Source organism: Streptomyces sp. NPDC088915, assembly GCF_044749825.1.
Classification (GTDB): Bacteria; Actinomycetota; Actinomycetes; order Streptomycetales; family Streptomycetaceae; genus Streptomyces.
The window spans coordinates 1-19225 of sequence record NZ_JBIVIR010000020.1 but is presented as its reverse complement, the minus strand read 5'-3'; the positions used below and the strand labels follow the sequence as shown (position 1 = coordinate 19225).

Genomic DNA, 19225 nt, shown 5'->3' with positions numbered 1-19225 from the left:
GTGGCAGGATGAACCAGAGTTCGGCGGTACTTGACTCCTCTTTTTCCTTAGTCGATGAACCGTGGCGGACGGAGCGTCCGACGACCATGCGTGACGGACAGGTGCGACCCGCGGCATGGCGACTTCTCCTGGTGGACGGCAGCGTGGGAGAGGCGGAGGCGCTGGCCGGAGGGCTTCGCCGACACGGACACGAGGTCGAGATCGTCACCACGGGCGGCGACGCGATGAAAGCGTATTCGGACGCGCACCTCGTTCTGCTCGATCTCGATCTTCCCGACCTGGACGGTCTTGAGGTCTGTCGCGGAATACGAGAGGAAAGCGGAATCCCGATCATCGCGGTCACGGCCCGTGCGACGGAGTTGGACCGGGTGCTCGGACTTCAGGCCGGCGCCGACGATTATCTCGCGAAGCCCTACGGTTTTCATGAACTGCTGGCCCGGATCGAGGCCGTCATGCGGCGGGCCCAGCCCGCTTCGCTCGTCACTCCCGCTGTCATCACCCACGGACGCCTGCGCATCGACACGGGATCGCGCGAGGTCTTCCTGGACGGAAAGCGGGTCGACACCACCCGCAAGGAGTTCGACCTGCTCCAGGTGCTCGCCTCGCATCCGGACACGGTGATTCCGCGGAGGGTCCTCATGCGCGAGGTCTGGGGCGACTCCTGGTCCCGCAGGACCGTCGACACCCACATCAGCACCCTCAGGAACAAGATCGGCGCCCAGTGGATCGTCACCGTCCGCGGCGTCGGTTTCCGCTTCGGCCCCACAGGTTCTTGACGTTCGGCCGACAGTTCCCCGAGATAGCGCACGCGGGCTTGTGCAACCTTGACCGTCGCCTGAGAACACCGCCGTTGCCCGGCGACGCGAGGGGCGGCGACCCTTGAGAGCGGGAGGCCGGCGCGTGGGACGCCGCCCGCCGGAGGACGAGGAGGCTCTACCGTGCGCAAGGCGCTTCGCAAGGCGTTCGCCGCCGACCGCGGCGAAACGGCCGTCCGCGCGAGCCGGGACGGGGGCACCGTCGACGGGACCGGGCCCTCCGCCCCGGCCGGCGCCGCCATCCGTGACGTCGAGGGGCGGGGCGCATGGTCCGCCGGGCGGTGATCACCGGCATGGGCGTGCTCGCGCCAGGAGGTCCGGACGCGGCCGGCTTCTGGCGCCGGATCACCGAGGGCCGCACCGCCACCCGCCGGATCACGCTCTTCGACCCCTCGCCCTTCCGCTCCCGGATCGCCGCCGAGATCGACTTCGACCCGGCCGCCCACGGCCTGAGCGCCCGGGAGCGGGAACACGCCGGCCGGGCCGCGCAGTTCGCCCTCGTCGCCGCCCGGGCCGCGCTCGCCGACGGCGGGTTCGGCGGCGCCGTCCCCGATCCGTACCGCACGGGCGTCGTCGTCGGCACCGCCGCCGGTGCCGCGGCCGGACTCGACCTCGCCTACCGGACCATGAGCCGCGGGGGAGGGACGGACGGCCTGGATCCGGCGCTCGCCGGCCCCGGGCTCCACGCGGACTTCGTCCCCGCCTCGCTCGCCGTCGAGGTCGCCCGGGCGGTCGGCGCGGAGGGCCCCGCGACCGTCGTCACCGACGGCTGCACCTCCGGCCTCGACGCCGTCGCCCACGCCGCCGACCTGATCGCCGAGGACCGCGCCGACGTCGTGGTCGCCGGAGCCACGGACGCGCCCATCACCCCCGTCGCCGTGGCCGCCTTCGACGCCGTGCGGGCCGCCTCGACGCGCAACGACGAACCCGGGACCGCCTCGCGCCCCTTCGACGCCTCCCGCGACGGGTTCGTCCTCGGTGAGGGAGCCGCCCTGTTCGTCGTCGAGGAGCTCGGCCGGGCCCGCCGTCGGGGCGCCCGCCCGTACGCCGAGATCGCCGGTCACGCGGCCCGCGCCGACGGTTTCCACATGACCGGACTGCGCCCCGACGGACGGGAACTCGCCCGGGCCGTCACCGCCGCCCTCGACGCGGCCCGCCTCAACCCCGAGGACCTGGACTACGTCAGCGCCCACGGCTCCGGGACCCCCCTCAACGACCGCCACGAGACCCTGGCGTACAAGCAGGCCCTCGGCGCGCACGCCCACCGCGTCCCGATCAGCTCGATCAAGTCCATGGTCGGGCACGCCATGGGGTCGGCGGGAGCCATCGAACTGGCCTCCTGTCTGCTCGCCATGCGGCACCACGTGGTGCCGCCCACCGCCAACCTGACTGTCCCGGACCCGCGGTGCGACCTCGACTACGTGCCGCGCCACGCCCGCGAGCACCGCACCGACGCCGTCCTCACGGTCGGCAGCGGCTTCGGCGGACTGCAGAGCGCCATGGTCCTCGTCCGCCCCGACCGGAGCGGGAAGTGAGCGCCGGCGCGGTGGTCACCGGCATCGGGGTGATCGCGCCCAACGGGACGGACGCGCAAGGGTTCTGGGCCGCCACGAGGATCGGCAAGAACGCGCTCGTTCCCTCCGCCGGGCCCGGCTCCCCCGCCGGATCAGGGGCCGGACGGGCGGGGGAGCCGGCCACGGTGGTCGAGGGCGCGATCCACGACCTCGAGGCGGCGGCGCCGCTGCCCGGCGGGGTGGCGTCGTACACGGACCGCACGACCCGCATCGCCCTCGCCACCGCCGCACAGGCGCTCGCCGACTCGCGGGCGGACATCGACGCCGTTCCGGCGGACCGGCGCGCCGTCGTCACGGCGGTGGGCGCGGGCGGCACCGGGTTCGGAGAGCGGCAACTGCGCGCCTTGTGGACCGACGGACCCGCCCACGTGAGCGCGTACACCTCGGCCGCCTGGTTCTACGCCGTCGACAGTGGCCGCATCTCCGTCGGACACGATCTGCGCGGGCCCGTCGGCGCGCTGAGCACCGGCCAGGCCGGGGGCCTGGACGCGCTCGCCCGGGCCGGGCTCCTGGTCCGGCGCGGCAGCGCCCTCGTGCTCGCCGGGGGAGTGGACGCCTCGCTCACCCCCCTCGGTCGGGCCGCCCGGCACACCACGGGCCTCGTGTCCGCCGAACACCGGCCGGAACGGGCCTACCTGCCCTTCGACCGCGCGGCGTGCGGACACGTGCCGGGCGAGGGCGGCGCGTTCCTCGTGGTCGAGGACGAGGGCACGGCCCGAGCCCGGGGCGCGCGCCTCTACGGGCGGATCGCCGGGCACGCGGCCACCCTGGACCCGCGGCCCGGAGCGGGGCGCGCACCGGGACTCCGCAGGGCCGTCGAACTCGCCCTGGCCGAAGCCCGGTGCCGCCCCGCCGAAGTCGACGTGGTCTTCGCCGACGCCGCCGGCAGCCGGCACCTCGACCGGGTGGAGGCCGACGCCCTCGCGGACGTCTTCGGCCCCCTGGGCGTGCCGGTCACCGCTCCCAAGACCGCCTTCGGCCGGCTCGGCGCGGGCGGCGCGTCCGTCGACGTCGTGGCGGCCCTGCTGTGCATGGCCGAGGGGCTCGTCCCGCCCACCACGAACACCGGTCCCGCCCCCGAGTACCGGCTCGACCTGGTCGTGGGATCGCCGAGGGCCGCACGCGTGCGCACCGCCCTCGTGGTCGCCCGGGGCCACGGCGGCTTCAACTCCGCGCTCGTCCTGCGGTCCGCCGGCTGACCTCGCGACCCCGCCGTCTCCGTGCCCCGGAATCCGCCGGGCCACGGTCCTCACGAAGAAGGGAACCCCTGTGTCTGAGCAGGTATTCACGCTCGACGACCTCACCCGCATCCTCCGCGAGGGGGCGGGGGCCAACGACGCCACGGCCCTCGACGGGGACATCCTCGACACCGACTTCGAAGCGCTCGGATACGACTCGCTGGCCCTCCTGGAGACAGGCGGCCGCATCGAGCGGGAGTTCGGCGTCACCCTCGAGGACGAGGTCTTCACCGACAACCGCACGCCCCGCGCCCTGGTCGAGGCCGTCAACGAGACCCTGACGGTCACCACCGGCGGATGAGACCGCGGGAACCGAACGGCGGGGGCCCCGACCCGGCACGACCGGGGCCCCCGCCCACCCCCGCCCCCGCTCCGGCTTCCGGCCCGTGCCTCCGTCCCGCCAGGGGCGGATCCGTTCCCACTCGGGGCTCCGGCTCCGGGATCGACTTGGGCTCCGGCCCGGCTTCCGGCCCCGAGCCCGCTCCCGGCCGGCCCCCCGGGCACGTCGAGCTGTGGTTGCTCCGTGTGCCGGACCGGGACACGGGCCTCCGGGGCGGCGAGGCGGTCGCCCGAGGTCTGCTCGACGCCGCCGAACGGCGCCGGGCCGACCTCTTCGTCCGGCCCGCCGACCGGCTCCTCTACACCGCCGCGCACGTGGCGCTGCGCCGGCTGCTCGGCCGGCGCACCGGCACACCGCCCGGCGAGGTCCGGCTGACCCGCGCACCCTGCGCCCGCTGCGGCGGCCCGCACGGCCGCCCGGTCCTGGCCGGTCCGCGGTCCGGGCCGCCGCTGCACTTCTCCCTGTCGCACGCCGCCGGTCACGCCCTGATCGGCCTCGCGTCCGTACCCGTCGGCGTGGACATCGCCAGGCTGCCCGGCGAGGCCACCGTGGAGTACGCCACGCGGGCGCTCCATCCCGACGAGCGCGGGGAACTGGCCGCCGCCCGGGTGACGGGCACGCACCGGGCGCTCTTCGCCCGCATCTGGACCCGCAAGGAGGCCTACCTCAAGGGCCTCGGCACCGGTCTGTGCCGCCCGCCCGCCGCCGACTACCTCGGCGACGATCCGCTCCGGCGCCCCCGGGGCTGGACCGTCACGGCCTTCGCGCCCCCCGGTGGCGGCCGGCACACGGCCGCCGTCGCCCTGCGCGGCCCCGCCCCGGCCGTCGTCGCCGTCCGCCGACTGCCCCCCGCGTGGTGACGCCCCGGCCCCGGCGCCTCGTGCGCGCCACGACCGGTTTGCGATCCGCCCCGGCTTTCCTGTCCGCGGGCCCGAGGATGACGGGAGCCCCCGCGCGGGGCGGCACCAGGAGGGAACGCCATGAACGCACCCCGCCCGCGACCGCCCACGCCCGGAGGCGTGGGCGCGAGACTGCTGGTCACAGGAGGCGCCGGCTTCATCGGTTCGCACTTCGTCCGCACCCTGCTGGCCGGCGACCACCCGGGGCACGAGGACACCCGCGTCACCGTCCTCGACAAGCTCACCTATGCGGGGGACCGCGACAACCTCCCCGCCGCGCACCCCCGGCTGGAATTCGTCCACGGCGACGTGTGCGACCCGGCGCTGCTGCGGGACCTGCTGCCCGGCCACGACGCGGTCCTCCACTTCGCCGCCGAGTCGCACGTCGACCGCTCGGTGCACGACGCCACCGAATTCGTCCGCACCAACGTGGCCGGCACCCAGACCCTGCTCGACGCGTGCCTCGCCACCGGAGTGGAGCGGATCGTGCACGTCTCCACGGACGAGGTGTACGGGTCGATCGAGGAGGGAGCGTGGACCGAGGAGCGACCCCTGCTCCCCAACTCCCCCTACGCCGCGTCCAAGGCGTCCTCGGACCTGATCGCCCGTTCCTACTGGCGCACCCACGGCCTGCACGTGTCGATCACCCGCTGCTCCAACAACTACGGGCCCCACCAGCACCCGGAGAAGCTCATCCCGCGGTTCGTCACCAACCTCCTGGAGGGCCGGCCCGTCCCGCTCTACGGCGACGGGAGCAACGTCCGCGAGTGGCTGCACGTCGACGACCACTGCCGGGCGCTCGCCCTCGTCCTCGACCGGGGCGGCGCCGGGGAGGTCTACAACGTCGGCGGCGGCGACGAGCGGACGAACGCCGAGATCACCCGGAGGCTGCTGGCCCTGTGCGGCGCGGACGCGTCGATGGTCCGGCACGTGCCCGACCGCAAGGGGCACGACCTGCGGTACGCGCTGGACGACACCAAGATCCGCGAGCGGCTCGGCTACGCCCCCCGCGTTCCTTTTGAGGAGGGGCTGGCCGCCACCGTCGCCTGGTACCGCGACAACCCCGGCCGGTGGAAGACCGCGAAGCACCGCAGCGACGACTTCGGCCGACCGGGCCGGGAAGGGAACACCCCGTGACAGCCCCAGCGAAAGCCTCAGGGAACGACCCCGCGGGCGTCCACAAGGACATCGTCCTCGACGAGGTGGTGAAGTTCCACCAGGAACGCCGGACGGACGGACCGTTCGTGCCCGGGACGACCGAGATCTGGCCCGCCGGCGCCGTGCTCGACGAGCGCGACCGGTCCGCCCTCGTCGAGGCGGCCCTGGAGATGCGGATCGCGGCCGGGCCCAGCTCCCGCAGGTTCGAGTCCCGGTTCGCCCGCAAGCTGGGGCTGCGCAAGGCGCACCTCGTCAACTCCGGTTCGTCCGCGAACCTGCTGGCCCTCACGGCCTTCACCTCGCACCTCCTGGAGGACCGCGCGCTGCGCCGCGGCGACGAGGTGATCACGGTCGCCGCCGGTTTCCCCACCACCGTCAACCCGATCATCCAGAACGGCCTCGTCCCGGTCTTCGTGGACGTCGACCTCGGCACCTACAACACCACGGCGGACCGGGTCGCGCGGGCCATCGGGCCGAAGACCCGCGCCATCATGATCGCCCACGCGCTCGGCAACCCCTTCGAGGTCGCCGAGATCGCCCAACTCGCCTCCGACCACGACCTGTTCCTGATCGAGGACAACTGCGACGCCGTCGGTTCCACCTACGACGGACGCCTCACCGGCACGTTCGGCGACCTCACCACCGTCAGCTTCTACCCCGCGCACCACCTCACCATGGGCGAGGGCGGCTGCGTCCTGACCTCCAACCTCGCGCTCGCCCGGATCGTGGAGTCCCTGCGCGACTGGGGCCGGGACTGCTGGTGCGAGCCGGGCGAGACCAACAAGTGCCTGAAGCGCTTCCAGTACCAGATGGGCACCCTCCCCGAGGGGTACGACCACAAGTACATCTTCAGCCACGTCGGCTACAACATGAAGGCCACCGACATCCAGGCCGCCCTCGGCCTCACCCAGCTCGACAAGCTCGACGTCTTCTGCGAGGCCCGGCGACGGAACTGGAAGCGGCTGCGGGACGGCCTCGACGGCGTCCCCCACCTCGTCCTGCCCCGGGCCACCCCGCGCAGCGACCCGAGCTGGTTCGGCTTCGCCCTCACGGTGGATCCCGACGCCCCGTTCAGCCGGGCCGCGCTCGTGGACTTCCTGGAAGGGCGCAGGATCGGCACCCGGCGCCTGTTCGCCGGCAACCTCACGCGCCACCCGGCCTACATCGGACGGGAGCACCGGGTGGTCGGCGACCTGACCAACAGCGACGTCGTCACCGAGCAGACCTTCTGGATCGGCGTCTATCCCGCGCTGACCGACGAGATGCTCGACTACGTCGTCGCCTCCGTCAAGGAGTTCGTGGGAGGCCGGACGTGACCGCCCTCCCGGCGGGCGTCCCGGACACCGAGGAACTCCTCGGCTGGCTGGAGGAGCGCGCACGCGCCCACCCGTTCGAGGTCGAACGGGCCCGGCTCGACCACCTCGACGGCTGGTCCTTCGAGCGGACGACGGGCAACCTCGTCCACCGCAGCGGCAGGTTCTTCACCGTCGAGGGCCTGCGCGTCGCCACCTCGGACGGCGAACGCGCGGCGGCCTGGCACCAGCCGATCATCGTCCAGCCCGAGGTGGGCATCCTCGGCATCCTGGTCAAGGAGTTCGACGGCGTACCGCGCTTCCTGATGCAGGCGAAGATGGAACCGGGCAACTCCAACCTGCTCCAGATCTCCCCGACGGTCCAGGCCACCCGCAGCAACTACACCACGGCGCACCACGGCGCCCCGGTCCGCTACCTGGAGTACTTCCGGGGGCCGGGCCGCGGGCACGTACTGGCCGACGTCCTCCAGTCCGAGCACGGCTCCTGGTTCCACCGCAAGAGCAACCGCAACATGATCGTCCGGGTCCGGGGAGACGTGCCCGAGCACGAGGACTTCCGCTGGCTGGACCTCGAACAGATCGGACGGCTGCTCCGGCTGGACAACGTCATCAACATGGACGCCAGGACCGTGCTGTCCTGCCTGCCCCTCCCGGAGACCGAGGAGGGCGGGACACCGCTCCACTCGGGCACCGAGCTGCTGTCCCGGTTCACCGAGGAGCGGTCCCGGCACGAGCTGACCGCCCACCGGGTCCCCCTCGCGGACCTTCCGGGCTGGAGCCGCGGTCCCTGGTCGGTCACGCACGAGGACGGACGGTACTTCGGTGTGGTCGGCGTCCACGTGCGGGCGGGCAGCCGGGAGGTCGCCCAGTGGTCCCAGCCGCTGTTCGAACCCGTGGGGACCGGGGTCGTCGCCTTCCTGTTCCGCCGGATCGGCGGGGTGCCGCACCTGCTCGCCCACGCCAAGGTCGAGGCGGGCTTCGCCGACACCGTCGAACTCGCCCCCACCGTCCAGTGCGTCCCGGACAACCACGCCCACCTGCCCCGGGAACGCCGGCCGCGCTTCCTCGACGCCGTCCTCGGCGCCGACCCGGCCGCGATCCGCTACGAGGCCCGTCACTCGGAGGAGGGCGGCCGCTTCCTCGGCGCGGAGAGCAGGTACCTCTTCGTCGAGGCCGACGAGACGCTGGCCCCGCTGGACCCGCCGCCCGGTTACCTCTGGGTCGCCCCGGAGCAGTTCGCCGGCCTGCTGCGGCACAACCACTACGTCGACGTGCAGGCCAGGACCCTGCTGTCCTGCCTCACCACCGGGGCGGTGCGGCTCTGATGGCACCACTGCGCGTCGGGGTGCTCGGCTGCGCGGACATCGCACGTCGCCGGATCATGCCCGCCCTGCGGGCGCATCCCGACACCGAACTCGTCGCCGTGGCCGGCCGGGACGTCGGCCGGACGGTCCGGACGGCCGCCGAGTACGGCTGCGAACCCGTGCACGGCTACGACCGGCTGCTCGCCCGCGCCGACGTCGACGCCGTGTACGTGCCGCTGCCCGCCGCCCTGCACGCGCCGTGGACCGAGGCGGCGCTCCTCGCCGGCAAGCACGTCCTCGCCGAGAAGCCGCTCACCACCGACACCGCCCGTACGGCCAACCTCCTGGCGCTGGCCGAACGGCGCGGCCTGGTGCTGCGCGAGAACGTCATGTTCGTGCACCACGGGCAACACCGTGCCGTCCGCGAGCTCGTCGCGGACGGCGCGATCGGGAGGGTCCGCGCCCTGCACGCCGTCTTCACCGTGCCCCGACCGCCCGACCGCGACATCCGCTTCGACCCCGCCCTGGGCGGCGGAGCGCTCTGGGACACCGGCGTGTACCCGGTGCGGGCCGCCCTGCTGCTCCTCGGTGGTGCCCTGGAGCCGATGGCCTCGATACGGGTGCGGGGCGGCCCCGGCGACCGGGTCGACGTCGCCGGGACGGCGCTGCTGCGCGCCCCCGACGGGGCGGGGGCACACCTCACCTTCGGCCTCGACCACGGCTACCGCTCGCGCTACGAGATCTGGGGGACCGGGGGCGTCCTCACCGTCGACCGCGCCTTCACCCCTCCGGCCGGTCTTCCGCCCCGGGTCGTCCTCGACCGCCCGGGCGGCGCCGAACGGATCGTCCTGCCCGCCGAGGACCAGGTGCTCAACGCGGTCGGCGCCTTCGCCGGGGCCGTGCGCACCGGAGCCCCGACCGACCCGGCCCTGTTGCCCCAGGCGGCCCTGCTGGCCGAACTGGCCGAACTGGCCGACCGTACGGAAGCCGTCTGACGGAACCGGCCGGACCACCGCCGTCGGGAGACCCCTCCCGCGCCCACCGCCTCCGGGAGACCTCTCCCACGGCCCCGCAGGAGCGGCCATGACACCGTCCGACCCGGACCGCACGGAGGTCCGGCCCGTCATCCTGGACGCCGGCGGCACGCCGTTGTCCGGGTTGCTCACCACCGGAACGGCGGCACCGCCGCGGGCCGTGGTGGTGGCGCTGCACGGCGGCGGGATGAGCGCCGGGTACTTCGACAGCAGGGTCCGGCCCGGCCTGTCCCTCCTCCGGCTCGGCGCCCGGCTCGGCTACCGGGTGCTCGCCCTCGACCGCCCCGGCTACGGTGCCTCGGCACGCCGCCACCCCGAGGGGCTCGGCCTGGAGGAGCAGGCCGCGCTGGTCCGCCGCGCGCTCGCCGGGTTCGCCCCCGGTGCCGGGCGCGGCGCCGGGTTCTTCCTCGTCGCGCACTCCAGTGGCGGCCGGCTCGCGCTCCGCCTCGCCGGTGACGACGACCCGCGCGTGCCTCTGATCGGCGCGGACGTCTCCGGCCTCGGCAGCCGGTTCGCCACCGGCCCCGAGGCCCTGCCGGGCCCGCACGGCCGCGGCGCCTGGCGCCGCCACTGGGGCGCGCTGCGCAACTACCCGCCCGACGCCCTCCTGACCAGCGGCGCCCTGGTCCGGCCGGTCCCCGAGCGGGAGGCCCGGGAGCAGGCGCGGTGGCCCGCGATGTACCCGGGGATCGCGGCGCGCGTCCGGATCCCGGTCCGCTTCACCTTCGCCGAACAGGAGCAGTGGTGGCGGCACGACGAGGAGGCCGTCGCCGCGCTGCTCGCGCCGCTCACCGCCGCCCCGCGCGCCGAGGTGGCGCGGCAGCCGGACGCCGGACACAACGTCTCGCTCGGCTGGGCCGCGCGCACGTACCACCTGCGGGCCCTAGCCTTCCTGGAGGAGTGCCTGCTCGCGCGCGACGCCGCGCCGTCCGGGCCGCGCCGGGACCCGTCCGCCCCGGCACCGGTCACCGGCTGACGCCCGACCGCACCGGACCGGCGACGACGACGACGAGGAGGTGGCGGCGGTGGCCGCGAGAAAGGGCGGCGGCCCGGACGGCGGTACGGAGGACGACGAGCGGGGCGGACTCCTCGGCACGATGTTCCGGTCGCTGGCCGTGCGGAACTTCCGGGTGTTCGTCCTGGGCCAGCTCGGTTCCGTCGTCGGCACCTGGATGATGGTCGTCGCCCAGGACTGGCTGGTGCTCGGGCTCACCGGCGACTCGGGCACGGCACTCGGGACGGTGACCGCCTGCCAGTTCGCCCCGTTGCTGCTCCTCACCCTGTACGCGGGCGGGCTGGCCGACCGGCACGACAAGCGGCGGCTGCTCGTCGCGGCCAACCTCGCCGCCGCCGCGCTGTCCCTCGTCCTCGCCGCCCTCGTCCTGACCGATGCGGTCAGGCTCTGGCACGTGTACGTCCTCGCCCTGGCCCTCGGCACCGTCAACGCGGTGGAGACGCCCACCCGCATGTCGTTCGTGAGCGAACTCGTCGGCGCCCGGCTGCTGCCGAACGCCTCGGCGCTCAGCGGCGCCTACTTCAACGTGGCGCGGGTCGTGGGTCCTGCCCTCGCGGGCCTGCTGATCAGCCGTTGGGACACCGGTCCGGTCATGCTCCTCAACGCCGTGAGCTACCTGGCCACCGTCGCCGGGCTGCGGCTCGTCCGCCCGGGCGAACTGCACCGTTCCGCCCGGCGGCCCGGCCGCGCCTCCGTCGGCGACGGCATCCGGCACGTCCGAGCCCGCCGCGACCTGCTGCTGCCGATGGCCCTCGTCGCCGCCGTCGGGGTGACCGGCTTCAGTTTCCAGGCCGCCCTGCCGCTGCTCGCCAAGACGGTCCTGCGCACCGACGCCGAGGGCTTCGGACTGCTCACCACGGCCCTCGCGGCCGGTTCGCTGACCGCCGCCCTCGCCACCACCGCGCGGCGCGGCAGACCCCCCTTCGCCCTCGTCCTCGGCTCCGCCCTCGTCCTCGGGACCGCGGTCGTGCTGACCGGGCTCGGCGCCCTGGGCGGACCGGTCGTGCCCCTGCTGTTCTGCACCGGCCTCGCCTCCACCGCCTTCGCCCAGGCCGCCAACCACCACATCCAGCTCGGCACCGACCCCGCGTTCCGGGGACGTGTGACGGCCCTCTACACCCTCGTCTCCCAGGGCACCACCCCTCTGACCGCACTGCTCACCGGCACCGTCGCCGAGCTGTACGGGGTGCGGTCCGCCCTGGTCCTCGGCGGCACCGGCTGCGTCCTCGCCGCCTTGGCCGCCGCCGCCCCCGCCGCGTACGGCCGGTTGCGCCGACGGCCGGCGGACCCCCCGGGCGGGGAGCCGGAGGCGCCGCCGACACCCGGCCGGGACACCCGGCGCGGTGTCACGCGTTCCTGACACGAATTGACCTCCGTCTGACACAAGCGCGCTTGTGTGCCCCGTCACGAGCCTTGGACACTCGAAGGGTCGCCCGAACGCCGCAACCCGGAACACCACCCGGTCACGAGGAGTTGAGTTCGTTGCGCTTCAATCTCATCGGTCCCTTCGAGGTTGTCACCGATGACGGCAGGGTGTACCAGCCGGGGACGCCGAAGGTCTGCCAGACCCTGGCCCTGCTGCTCACCCGGCCGAACGAGATCGTCACCGCCGAGTCCCTGATCAAGGAGCTGTGGGGGGAGCGCCCACCGCGCAGCGCGGTCACCACCCTGCAGACGTACGTCTACCACGCTCGCCGCATGTTCGTGAACGAGCGCCTCGTGCCGTCCGACCGGGCCCTCATCGTCACCAGCCCGCCCGGCTACGCCATCCACGTCGACGACGGCGAGATCGACATCCGGATCTTCGAACGGCTCGTGGCGGAAGGGCGGGACCGGCTCGTCGGCGGGGATCCCGCGGGCGCCCTCGTGAGCGTCCAGGAGGCCCTCGCCCTGTGGCGCGGCCCCGCCCTCTCCAATTTCCCGGCCGGGGACGTGCTGACCGGCCACATCGTCCACCTGGAGGAACTACGCATCCGCGCCTTCGAGATCCGCATCGAGGCCGAGGACCGGCTTGGCCGGCACGGGGAGTCCATCCCCGAACTGCGCCGCCTGGTCAACGACTACCCGCTCAACGAGTGGTTCCACTGCCGGCTCATCGCCGCGCTGGGCACGGCCGGCCGACGGGCCGAGGCCCTGCACGCCTACCAGAACGTCCGCCGTCTGCTCGCCGACGAGCTGGGCCTCGAACCCTCCCCGCAGATGCAGCGGCTGCAGCACCGCATCCTGAGCGCCGACGGCTTCGACGGGCCCGACGGCGCCGACGGGACCGGACGCTTCGGCGGCGCGCCGCGCGCCCGGTCCGCCGTGGTCCGCGAGCCGCGCCCCGTCCTCGCCCGGCAGGACGCCGGCCGCTGAGGGCACCCCCCGGCGCGGCTCGCGCACCGCGCGCCGACGGGCCGGGCACCGTACGACGCGGTGCCCGGCCCGTCGGCGTCGTGCGCCCGGGTCAGCCGTCCCCGGCCGGGGACGCGTCGAGCCGGGCGAGCGTCCGCAGGATCGCCGTCTGCCGGGCGTCCCGCTCGCGCACCAGCTCCTCGTACGACCGGTCGCCGTACGCCTCCTCGGCCTGCTCGATCAGGGACCGGATCGTCTCCTCGTCCATCGGCGGCCGGCCGAGTTGCTCCCAGCCCTTCTCCAGGCCCGCGCCGAGCGTGCCCAGCCATTTGCGCAGCCCGCCCTGCCCACCGCCCAGGTGGAAGGCGAGGAACGGTCCGACCGTCGCCCAGCGCAGCCCGATGGAGTGGGTGACCACCTGGTCCAGCTCCGGCAGCGACACCACTCCCTCGCGCACCAGGTGCACCGACTCCCGCAGCAGCGCGGACTGCAGCCGGTTGGCGGCGAACGCCAGGATCGGCCGGCGCAGCACCACCGGGGTCCGGCCCACCGACCGGAGGAAGTCCACCGCCTCGGCCACCGCCTCCGGCGAGGTCTTCCGCCCCGCCACCACCTCCACCAGCGGCACCACGTGCGGCGGGTTGAACGGGTGGCCGACGACGAGGCGCGAGGAGTCCTCCATCCGGGCGCCCATGGCGTCCGGGTCGAGCGTGGACGTCGAGGACAGCAGCAGCGCGTCCGGGCGCGCCGCCGCGCCGATCCGCCCGAACAGCTCCTGCTTCAGCTCCAGGTTCTCCGGCGCGTTCTCCACGACGACGTCCGCGTCGGCGACCGCCTTCGCCAGGTCGGGTTCGAACTCGAGGCGTTCCGCGAATCCCGCCGGGTCCGCCGTGCCGTCCTCCAGGAACGGCGCGAACAGTTCCAGGGCCTCCTCGACGATCCGCGGCGCCTCGGCCCGCCGGCTGTTGACCCGTACGCGCAGTCCGTGACCGAGGAACAGGGTGATCCAGCCCAGGCCGATCGTGCCGGCGCCGACGACCGTGACCGTACGCGGCTCCGCCGCCGCGCCCCCGCTCACGCGCCCGCTCCGGTCAGCTTGGGCAGGACCTCCTGCGCCATCAGGCGCATCGTGGTCGCGGCGTCCTCGAACGACAGGTGCCCGGAGTGGACCCCCAGGCTGATGGTGATGTCGTCCCCGAACCAGCCCGCGATCCGGTCCAGTTGCCCGCGCACCTGCTCCGGGGTGCCGATGAGCAGCTTGCCCTGCTCCATCTTGGACTCGAAGTGCGAGGACCTGGTGGCCTCCACCAGCTTCTCGTAGCCCGGATAGGCCTCGGAGCGCGTGGTGCCCCAGGCCGCGACGGCCTCCCGGATGGCGGCCGAGTTCCGGTCGTCGTCGAGACGGCCCTTGCGGCGGGCCTCCTCGTCGTCCTCGGCGACCACGCAGGGGTAGCTGAAGTGGATCCGCTCGGTGCCCGGCTCGCGGCCCGAGGCCGCCCACTCCGACCGGTACACCGCGAGCCGGTTCTGCAACTCCTCGGTCGACATGACGTTGGGCACGGTCTGCAGGTGGTGCCCCGCCCGGCCCGCCTCGGCGCAGGACTCGGCGCTGCGCGCCGTGGTGACGAACACCGGAGGGTGCGGGTGCTGCACCGGCCGGGGCAGCAGGGTGACCGGGCCGAAGCGGTGGAAGGAGCCCTCGAACTCGAGCTCTTCCTCGGTCCACAGCCGCTTGATGGCGGCGACGCCCTCCGCGAACCGGTCCTTGGACTCGTCGATGGGAATGCCGAAGGCCTTGAACTCGTCGGGCAGGAAGGCCCGTCCGAAGGCGGCGTCGACGCGTCCGCCCGAGATGTTGTCCAGCATGGCCAGCTTGCCCGCCAGCTTCACGGGGTGCTGGAAGGCGGGGATGGTGGCGCTCGTGCCCAGCCGGATCCGGCGGGTCCGGCCCGCTGCCGCGGCGAGGAACGTCACCGGGTCGGGGCTGTAACCCCCGTACGAGAAGAAGTAGTGCTCGACGATCTTCACGTGGTCGAAGCCGAGTTCCTCGGCGAGGTCGACGAGGCGCAGCGCCTCGTCGAAGTACTGGTCCGCGGGTTTGTCCGCCGGACCCACGGTGGGGAAGAAGACGATTCCGAACTTCATGACGCTCCTGGGGTCGGGTCAGTGGCGGCCGGAGCCGTCGTGGTGGAGGTCGCGGCGGCGCACCTGCCAGTCGCCGTCCACCTGCACCAGGTGGTCGTGGCAGACGACGCTGGCGAAGACGTCGAGCTCGCCGCCGCGCGGGACCCGCATGGCGAGCGCGTACGACCGGGCCCGCAGCGAACCGTCGTCCTCCGGCGTCACCGACAGCATGCCGAGCCAGTGCCGGAAGTCGATCTTGTCGGCGTCGAGCCGCTTCTTGCGCGCCCGCGAGGACTCCCGGATGGCCTCGCGGCCGCGCAGGGGCTCGTTCAGCCGGCTCGCCTCCTGGAACACGGCGTCCTCGGTGAACGTGTCGGCCCACTCGTCGGGCCTGCCGTCGTCGAGGAGGCCCATCTGGCGGGCGTAGAACTGCTGGATGCGGGCGTAGAGTTCGGCCGGCACGTGATCGGTCATGCGAGTTGCCTTCCTGGAGGGGCGCCGGCGGACCGGCTGGGGTACGGGGACGGGGTACGGGGCGGGTCAGCGGGCGTCCGGGCCGCCGGACGCCTCCAGAAGACGTGCGCCGTACGGCGTGCCCACGGGCTCGAAGCGGAGGGCCACGTGGCTCGCCAGGCTGTGGACGTCGCGCCAGACCCGTTCCAGCGGACCGCCCCCCGTGAGCGCGGAGCTGCCCGCCGCGCGCACCAGCGACTCGACGGCGTCCACGAGCCGTTCGACGGCGAACGCGCAGTCGGCGGGGTTGCGCACGGGTGCCAGCGCGGCGGTCTCGGTGCGGTCGGCGACCCGGGCCGCGCGCAGCAGGAGCAGCTCCGCCGCGTCCACGGCACTCGTCGCCCGGGCCAGGGCGAGCCGTGGTGCCGGGTTGTCCGCCGGGACCGGGGCCGTGTGCTCCGCGTAGGCCCGCAGCGCCGCACGGGCCGCGCCCAGGGCGGGGGCGCCGAAGAACAGACCGCTCACCAGCCGCAGGGGCGCCGTGTGGCAGGGCGCGTCGGAGCCCACGCTGCGACCCGTGATCATGTCCTGGCGGGGGAAGCCGCGGTGCCGGGGTACGAAGACCCCGTCCGCCACGAGGGTGTTGCTGCCGGTCGCCCGCATGCCGGTGGAGTTCCAGGTGTCGGCGACCGAGTAGTCGGCACGGGGCACGGCGAAGAACCACGGGGTGGGCCGCTCCTCACCCTGCACCATGGCGCAGACCAGCGCCCAGTCGGAGGAGCCGACGGCGCTGGCGTAGCCCCACTCGCCGCCCAGCCTCCAACCGCCGTCGACCGGGACGGCCCGGCCCCGGGGCATCAGCGCGCCCACGACGACCGTGTCGGCGCCCTTGGCCCACAGCTCCTGCTGGCCCTCCCGGGGCAGGAAGGCCCCCATCCGCCCGGCGGCGGCGATCACGGAGGCGTTCCAGGCCGCCGAGGTGCAGCCTTCGCCGAGCGCGGCGACGGACCGGACCAGCGCGTCGAGCGAACCGGCCGCACCGCCCCAGCGGCTGGGGACGAAGTGCCGGGCGAAGCCGGCCGACACGATCGACTCCATCAGCTCGGCGGGCAGCCCGCGGTCGGCGTCGGCCCGTGCGGCGTGCCGCGCCGCCACCACCGCGAGTTCCCGCCCCTCGACGGGAAGGACCGGGCCGTGTGTCCCCCTGGGCATCGCACCACTCTCCTCGTTCGCCGCAGCGGCGCGAAGCCGCCGGGGAGGCAACCCCGCGCCGGGCCTGGGGCCACCCTGACGCCGGGCGATCCAGCACCCCTTGAGCGCGGCTTGACGGGGAGAGTCGCAGGTCAGCGCGGGGCGCGGGGGAGGGGCCCGGACGCCGGACCGGGGAGCAGCAGGGACAGCACCACGCCGAGGGCCATCACGGCGGCCCCGACGAGGAACACGGTGCTGATCGAGGAGGCGAGGCCGTCGACGACGGGGGCCGCGATCCTCGGGTCGGCGTGGAGGAGGAAGGACGTGTCGTCCAGGTCGACGCCGCCCCTCCCGGCCACCGCGTCGAGCACCCGCCGGTTGGCGGGCAGTGCGGCGACGGCGGGGTCGGCGGAGGCCGCGCGGAAGCCGGGGTCCAGGCCGGCCCGGGCGACCGCGCCCGCGACCCGGTCCTCGGCCAGGGCGAACATGAGGGACAGGAAGGCCGCGGTCCCGGCCGTTCCGCCGATGCCGCGGAAGAAGGTGAACGCGGCGCTCGACACGCCCATGTCCTCCTTGGGCGAGTTGTTCTGAAGGGCGATCAGGGTGACCGGGAGGCAGACGCCCATGCCCGCGCCGAGCAGGTAGACGAGCGCGCCCGCCGCCCACAGAGGGGAGCCCGGGCCGAGCGAGGCGAAGCCCAGGAGCGTCGCCGTCACCAGGCCCGTGCCGCCGGCGAGGAAGGCGCGGTAGCGGCCGGAGCGGTTGATGACCCCGCTGAAGGAACGGCTGGTGGTCAGCACCCCGGCCATCTGCGGGATCAGCAGCAGCCCCGCGTGCTCGGGCGACTGCCCCTTCACGAGCTGCAGGTACAGGGGCAGGAAGATCAGCGACCCGAACAGGCCGACGCCGACGAGGACGCTGACCGCGTTGACGAGGGAGAAGACGCGGCTGCGGAAGAGGCGCAGCGGGATGACGGCCGAGGCCCCCATGCGCCGCTCGGTCACCAGGAAGGCCACGAGCCCGACCGCCCCCACGGCGCACAGGGCCAGGGAGAGCGGCGAGGCCCATCCCCACACCCTGCCCTGCTCGGCCACCACGAGCAGGGGGGCGAGACAGACCACGAGCCAGCCGGCCCCCGCGTAGTCGACGCGCTGCTCCCGCCGCTCGGCCGGCATCCGGTAGCGCAGCACCACGATCGCGAGGGCCACGAGCCCGATGGGCAGGTTGATCAGGAAGGACCAGCGCCACCCGTCGATGCCGAGCAGGGTGTCGGCCGAGGCGAACAGCCCGCCGACCGGCGGCCCGGCCACGCCCGCCACGACGGACACAGCGGAGAAGTAGACCTGGTAGCGGGCGCGCAGTTCGGGCGTGAGGACGTCTCCCATGATGGCGAAGGCCAGAGCGGCGATCCCACCGCCGCCGACGCCCTGCACCGCGCGGTAGGCGGCCAGTTCGTACACGGAGCCCGCGGTGCCGCACAGCAGTGAGCCCGCCAGGAACACGACGATGGCGGTCACGTAGAGCCGTTTGCGGCCGTAGAGGTCGGAGAGCTTGCCGAACAGCGGGGTCGCGATGGTCGTGGTGACCATGTAGGACGTGGTCACCCAGGCCTGGAGGGTCTGTCCGTGGAGTTCGTCGGCGATGGTCCGCATCGACGCCGAGACGATGACGAACTCCAGGCCGTAGAGCATGAGTCCGAGCATCAGCCCGGCGATGACGGTCATGAGGGCCCGGTGCTCGGGGGTGCCGCGCCGGGGCGCGACGGCCTCCGCGTCCGCGGCGGATAACGGGGTGCCGGCCATGGTCTCCTCGGTGTCTGTCGGTGTCTGTCGGTGTCTGTCGGTGTCCCTCGGCGTTCGTCGGGGCGACCGAAACGCACCGACGAAGGTAGGACCTCGACCGGAGTTGAGGTCAACCGCCGAAGAGCGGGGCTCACCGTGCTTCGAGCGCGGCTCCAGCGCCGTCGGGGACGGTCGGGACCCCCGTCGTCTCCCCGCAGGAGGAATCCCCGGTGCCTCGTCGTCTGTTCACCTCGGAGTCCGTCACCGAGGGGCATCCCGACAAGATCGCTGACCAGATCAGCGACACCATCCTCGACGCGCTGCTGCGCGAGGACCCCACCTCGCGCGTCGCCGTCGAGACGCTGATCACCACCGGCCTGGTGCACGTCGCCGGTGAGGTGACCACCAAGGCGTGGGCGGACATCCCCACCCTCGTCCGGAGCAAGATCCTGGAGATCGGTTACGACTCCTCGAAGAAGGGCTTCGACGGCGCCTCCTGCGGCGTGTCGGTGTCCATCGGGTCGCAGTCCCCGGACATCGCCCAGGGTGTCGACACCGCGTACGAGAAGCGTGTCGAGGGCGACGAGGACGAGCTGGACAAGCAGGGCGCCGGCGACCAGGGCCTGATGTTCGGCTACGCGTCGGACGAGAC

The 19225-nt window shown here is 73.9% G+C and carries 19 protein-coding genes; 14 read left to right on the top strand and 5 right to left on the bottom strand.

The annotated features are described in order from the left end of the window. The first annotated feature begins 8 nt into the window (after positions 1–8). The 13 genes from ACIP5O_RS30745 to ACIP5O_RS30685 all read left to right on the top strand — a co-directional run bounded on the left by ACIP5O_RS30745 (position 9) and on the right by ACIP5O_RS30685 (position 13045). Positions 9–776 (top strand): response regulator transcription factor, encoded by a 768-nt coding sequence (locus ACIP5O_RS30745; protein WP_401299151.1) that lies wholly within the window; start codon positions 9–11, stop codon positions 774–776. Between the two features lie 162 nt (positions 777–938). Beyond that, the gene (locus ACIP5O_RS30740) at positions 939–1100 is read left to right on the top strand and encodes a hypothetical protein (RefSeq protein WP_401299148.1); all 162 of its coding nucleotides are present in this window, start codon (positions 939–941) and stop codon (positions 1098–1100) included. After that, positions 1082–2350, top strand: a complete 1269-nt coding sequence (locus ACIP5O_RS30735; protein ID WP_401299145.1) for a beta-ketoacyl-[acyl-carrier-protein] synthase family protein — start codon at positions 1082–1084, stop codon at positions 2348–2350. Before ACIP5O_RS30740 ends, ACIP5O_RS30735 begins: the two co-directional genes overlap by 19 nt. Then, entirely contained in the window at positions 2347–3588 is a 1242-nt protein-coding gene (locus ACIP5O_RS30730; protein WP_401299142.1) for a beta-ketoacyl synthase N-terminal-like domain-containing protein, read from the top strand. The genes ACIP5O_RS30735 and ACIP5O_RS30730 overlap by 4 nt, the downstream gene beginning before the upstream one ends. Positions 3589–3658: 70 nt before the next feature. Next, entirely contained in the window at positions 3659–3928 is a 270-nt protein-coding gene (locus tag ACIP5O_RS30725; protein WP_401299139.1) for an acyl carrier protein, read from the top strand. A gap of 224 nt (positions 3929–4152) precedes the next feature. Further along, entirely contained in the window at positions 4153–4827 is a 675-nt protein-coding gene (locus ACIP5O_RS30720; protein ID WP_401299136.1) for a 4'-phosphopantetheinyl transferase family protein, read from the top strand. Positions 4828–4947: 120 nt separating this feature from the next. After that, entirely contained in the window at positions 4948–6003 is a 1056-nt protein-coding gene (gene rfbB, locus ACIP5O_RS30715; protein ID WP_401299134.1) for a dTDP-glucose 4,6-dehydratase, read from the top strand. A 50-nt stretch (positions 6004–6053) separates the two neighbouring features. Next, positions 6054–7340 (top strand): lipopolysaccharide biosynthesis protein RfbH, encoded by a 1287-nt coding sequence (gene rfbH / locus ACIP5O_RS30710; protein ID WP_401299399.1) that lies wholly within the window; start codon positions 6054–6056, stop codon positions 7338–7340. After that, on the top strand, positions 7337–8662 hold the full coding sequence (locus ACIP5O_RS30705; RefSeq protein ID WP_401299131.1) for an NDP-hexose 2,3-dehydratase family protein: 1326 nt from the start codon (positions 7337–7339) through the stop codon (positions 8660–8662). The genes rfbH and ACIP5O_RS30705 overlap by 4 nt, the downstream gene beginning before the upstream one ends. After that, positions 8662–9636 carry a Gfo/Idh/MocA family protein gene (locus ACIP5O_RS30700; protein ID WP_401299128.1) on the top strand — a complete coding sequence of 325 codons (975 nt, stop codon included), beginning with the start codon at positions 8662–8664 and terminating at the stop codon, positions 9634–9636. Before ACIP5O_RS30705 ends, ACIP5O_RS30700 begins: the two co-directional genes overlap by 1 nt. 88 nt (positions 9637–9724) lie before the next feature. Further along, positions 9725–10651 carry an alpha/beta hydrolase gene (locus ACIP5O_RS30695; protein WP_401299125.1) on the top strand — a complete coding sequence of 309 codons (927 nt, stop codon included), beginning with the start codon at positions 9725–9727 and terminating at the stop codon, positions 10649–10651. A gap of 49 nt (positions 10652–10700) precedes the next feature. Continuing rightward, on the top strand, positions 10701–12050 hold the full coding sequence (locus tag ACIP5O_RS30690; protein ID WP_401299123.1) for an MFS transporter: 1350 nt from the start codon (positions 10701–10703) through the stop codon (positions 12048–12050). A gap of 122 nt (positions 12051–12172) precedes the next feature. After that, complete coding sequence (locus tag ACIP5O_RS30685; protein ID WP_401299120.1) at positions 12173–13045, top strand: BTAD domain-containing putative transcriptional regulator; 873 nt, start codon at positions 12173–12175, stop codon at positions 13043–13045. 91 nt (positions 13046–13136) lie between these two features. On the opposite strand, the gene ACIP5O_RS30680 is transcribed toward ACIP5O_RS30685, so the two are convergent. From ACIP5O_RS30680 to ACIP5O_RS30660, 5 genes are all read right to left on the bottom strand, one after another. Further along, positions 13137–14102 carry a 3-hydroxyacyl-CoA dehydrogenase NAD-binding domain-containing protein gene (locus ACIP5O_RS30680; protein ID WP_401299118.1) on the bottom strand — a complete coding sequence of 322 codons (966 nt, stop codon included), beginning with the start codon at positions 14100–14102 and terminating at the stop codon, positions 13137–13139. Next, complete coding sequence (locus ACIP5O_RS30675; RefSeq protein WP_401299115.1) at positions 14099–15169, bottom strand: LLM class flavin-dependent oxidoreductase; 1071 nt, start codon at positions 15167–15169, stop codon at positions 14099–14101. The genes ACIP5O_RS30680 and ACIP5O_RS30675 overlap by 4 nt, the downstream gene beginning before the upstream one ends. Positions 15170–15187: 18 nt before the next feature. Next, on the bottom strand, positions 15188–15622 hold the full coding sequence (locus ACIP5O_RS30670; RefSeq protein WP_401299112.1) for a nuclear transport factor 2 family protein: 435 nt from the start codon (positions 15620–15622) through the stop codon (positions 15188–15190). A 66-nt stretch (positions 15623–15688) separates the two neighbouring features. Then, on the bottom strand, positions 15689–16813 hold the full coding sequence (locus ACIP5O_RS30665) for an acyl-CoA dehydrogenase family protein (protein WP_401299110.1): 1125 nt from the start codon (positions 16811–16813) through the stop codon (positions 15689–15691). 131 nt (positions 16814–16944) lie between these two features. Further along, the gene (locus ACIP5O_RS30660) at positions 16945–18594 is read right to left on the bottom strand and encodes an MDR family MFS transporter (protein WP_401299107.1); all 1650 of its coding nucleotides are present in this window, start codon (positions 18592–18594) and stop codon (positions 16945–16947) included. A gap of 209 nt (positions 18595–18803) precedes the next feature. Here ACIP5O_RS30660 and ACIP5O_RS30655 point away from each other — a divergent pair. Next, positions 18804–19225 (top strand): S-adenosylmethionine synthetase N-terminal domain-containing protein (locus ACIP5O_RS30655; RefSeq protein ID WP_401299105.1); only part of this gene is annotated, 422 nt, incomplete at its 3' end.

What these genes read in the sequence shown, in the direction of transcription:
- ACIP5O_RS30660 (WP_401299107.1), bottom strand. Translation starts at nt 18,594, where the DNA reads ATGGCCGGCACCCCGTTATCCGCCGCGGACGCGGAGGCCGTCGCGCCC.
- ACIP5O_RS30670 (WP_401299112.1), bottom strand. Translation starts at nt 15,622, where the DNA reads ATGACCGATCACGTGCCGGCCGAACTCTACGCCCGCATCCAGCAGTTC.
- ACIP5O_RS30700 (WP_401299128.1), top strand. Translation starts at nt 8,662, where the DNA reads ATGGCACCACTGCGCGTCGGGGTGCTCGGCTGCGCGGACATCGCACGT.
- ACIP5O_RS30675 (WP_401299115.1), bottom strand. Translation starts at nt 15,169, where the DNA reads ATGAAGTTCGGAATCGTCTTCTTCCCCACCGTGGGTCCGGCGGACAAA.
- ACIP5O_RS30745 (WP_401299151.1), top strand. Translation starts at nt 9, where the DNA reads ATGAACCAGAGTTCGGCGGTACTTGACTCCTCTTTTTCCTTAGTCGAT.
- rfbB (WP_401299134.1), top strand. Translation starts at nt 4,948, where the DNA reads ATGAACGCACCCCGCCCGCGACCGCCCACGCCCGGAGGCGTGGGCGCG.
- ACIP5O_RS30735 (WP_401299145.1), top strand. Translation starts at nt 1,082, where the DNA reads ATGGTCCGCCGGGCGGTGATCACCGGCATGGGCGTGCTCGCGCCAGGA.
- ACIP5O_RS30665 (WP_401299110.1), bottom strand. Translation starts at nt 16,813, where the DNA reads ATGCCCAGGGGGACACACGGCCCGGTCCTTCCCGTCGAGGGGCGGGAA.
- ACIP5O_RS30695 (WP_401299125.1), top strand. Translation starts at nt 9,725, where the DNA reads ATGACACCGTCCGACCCGGACCGCACGGAGGTCCGGCCCGTCATCCTG.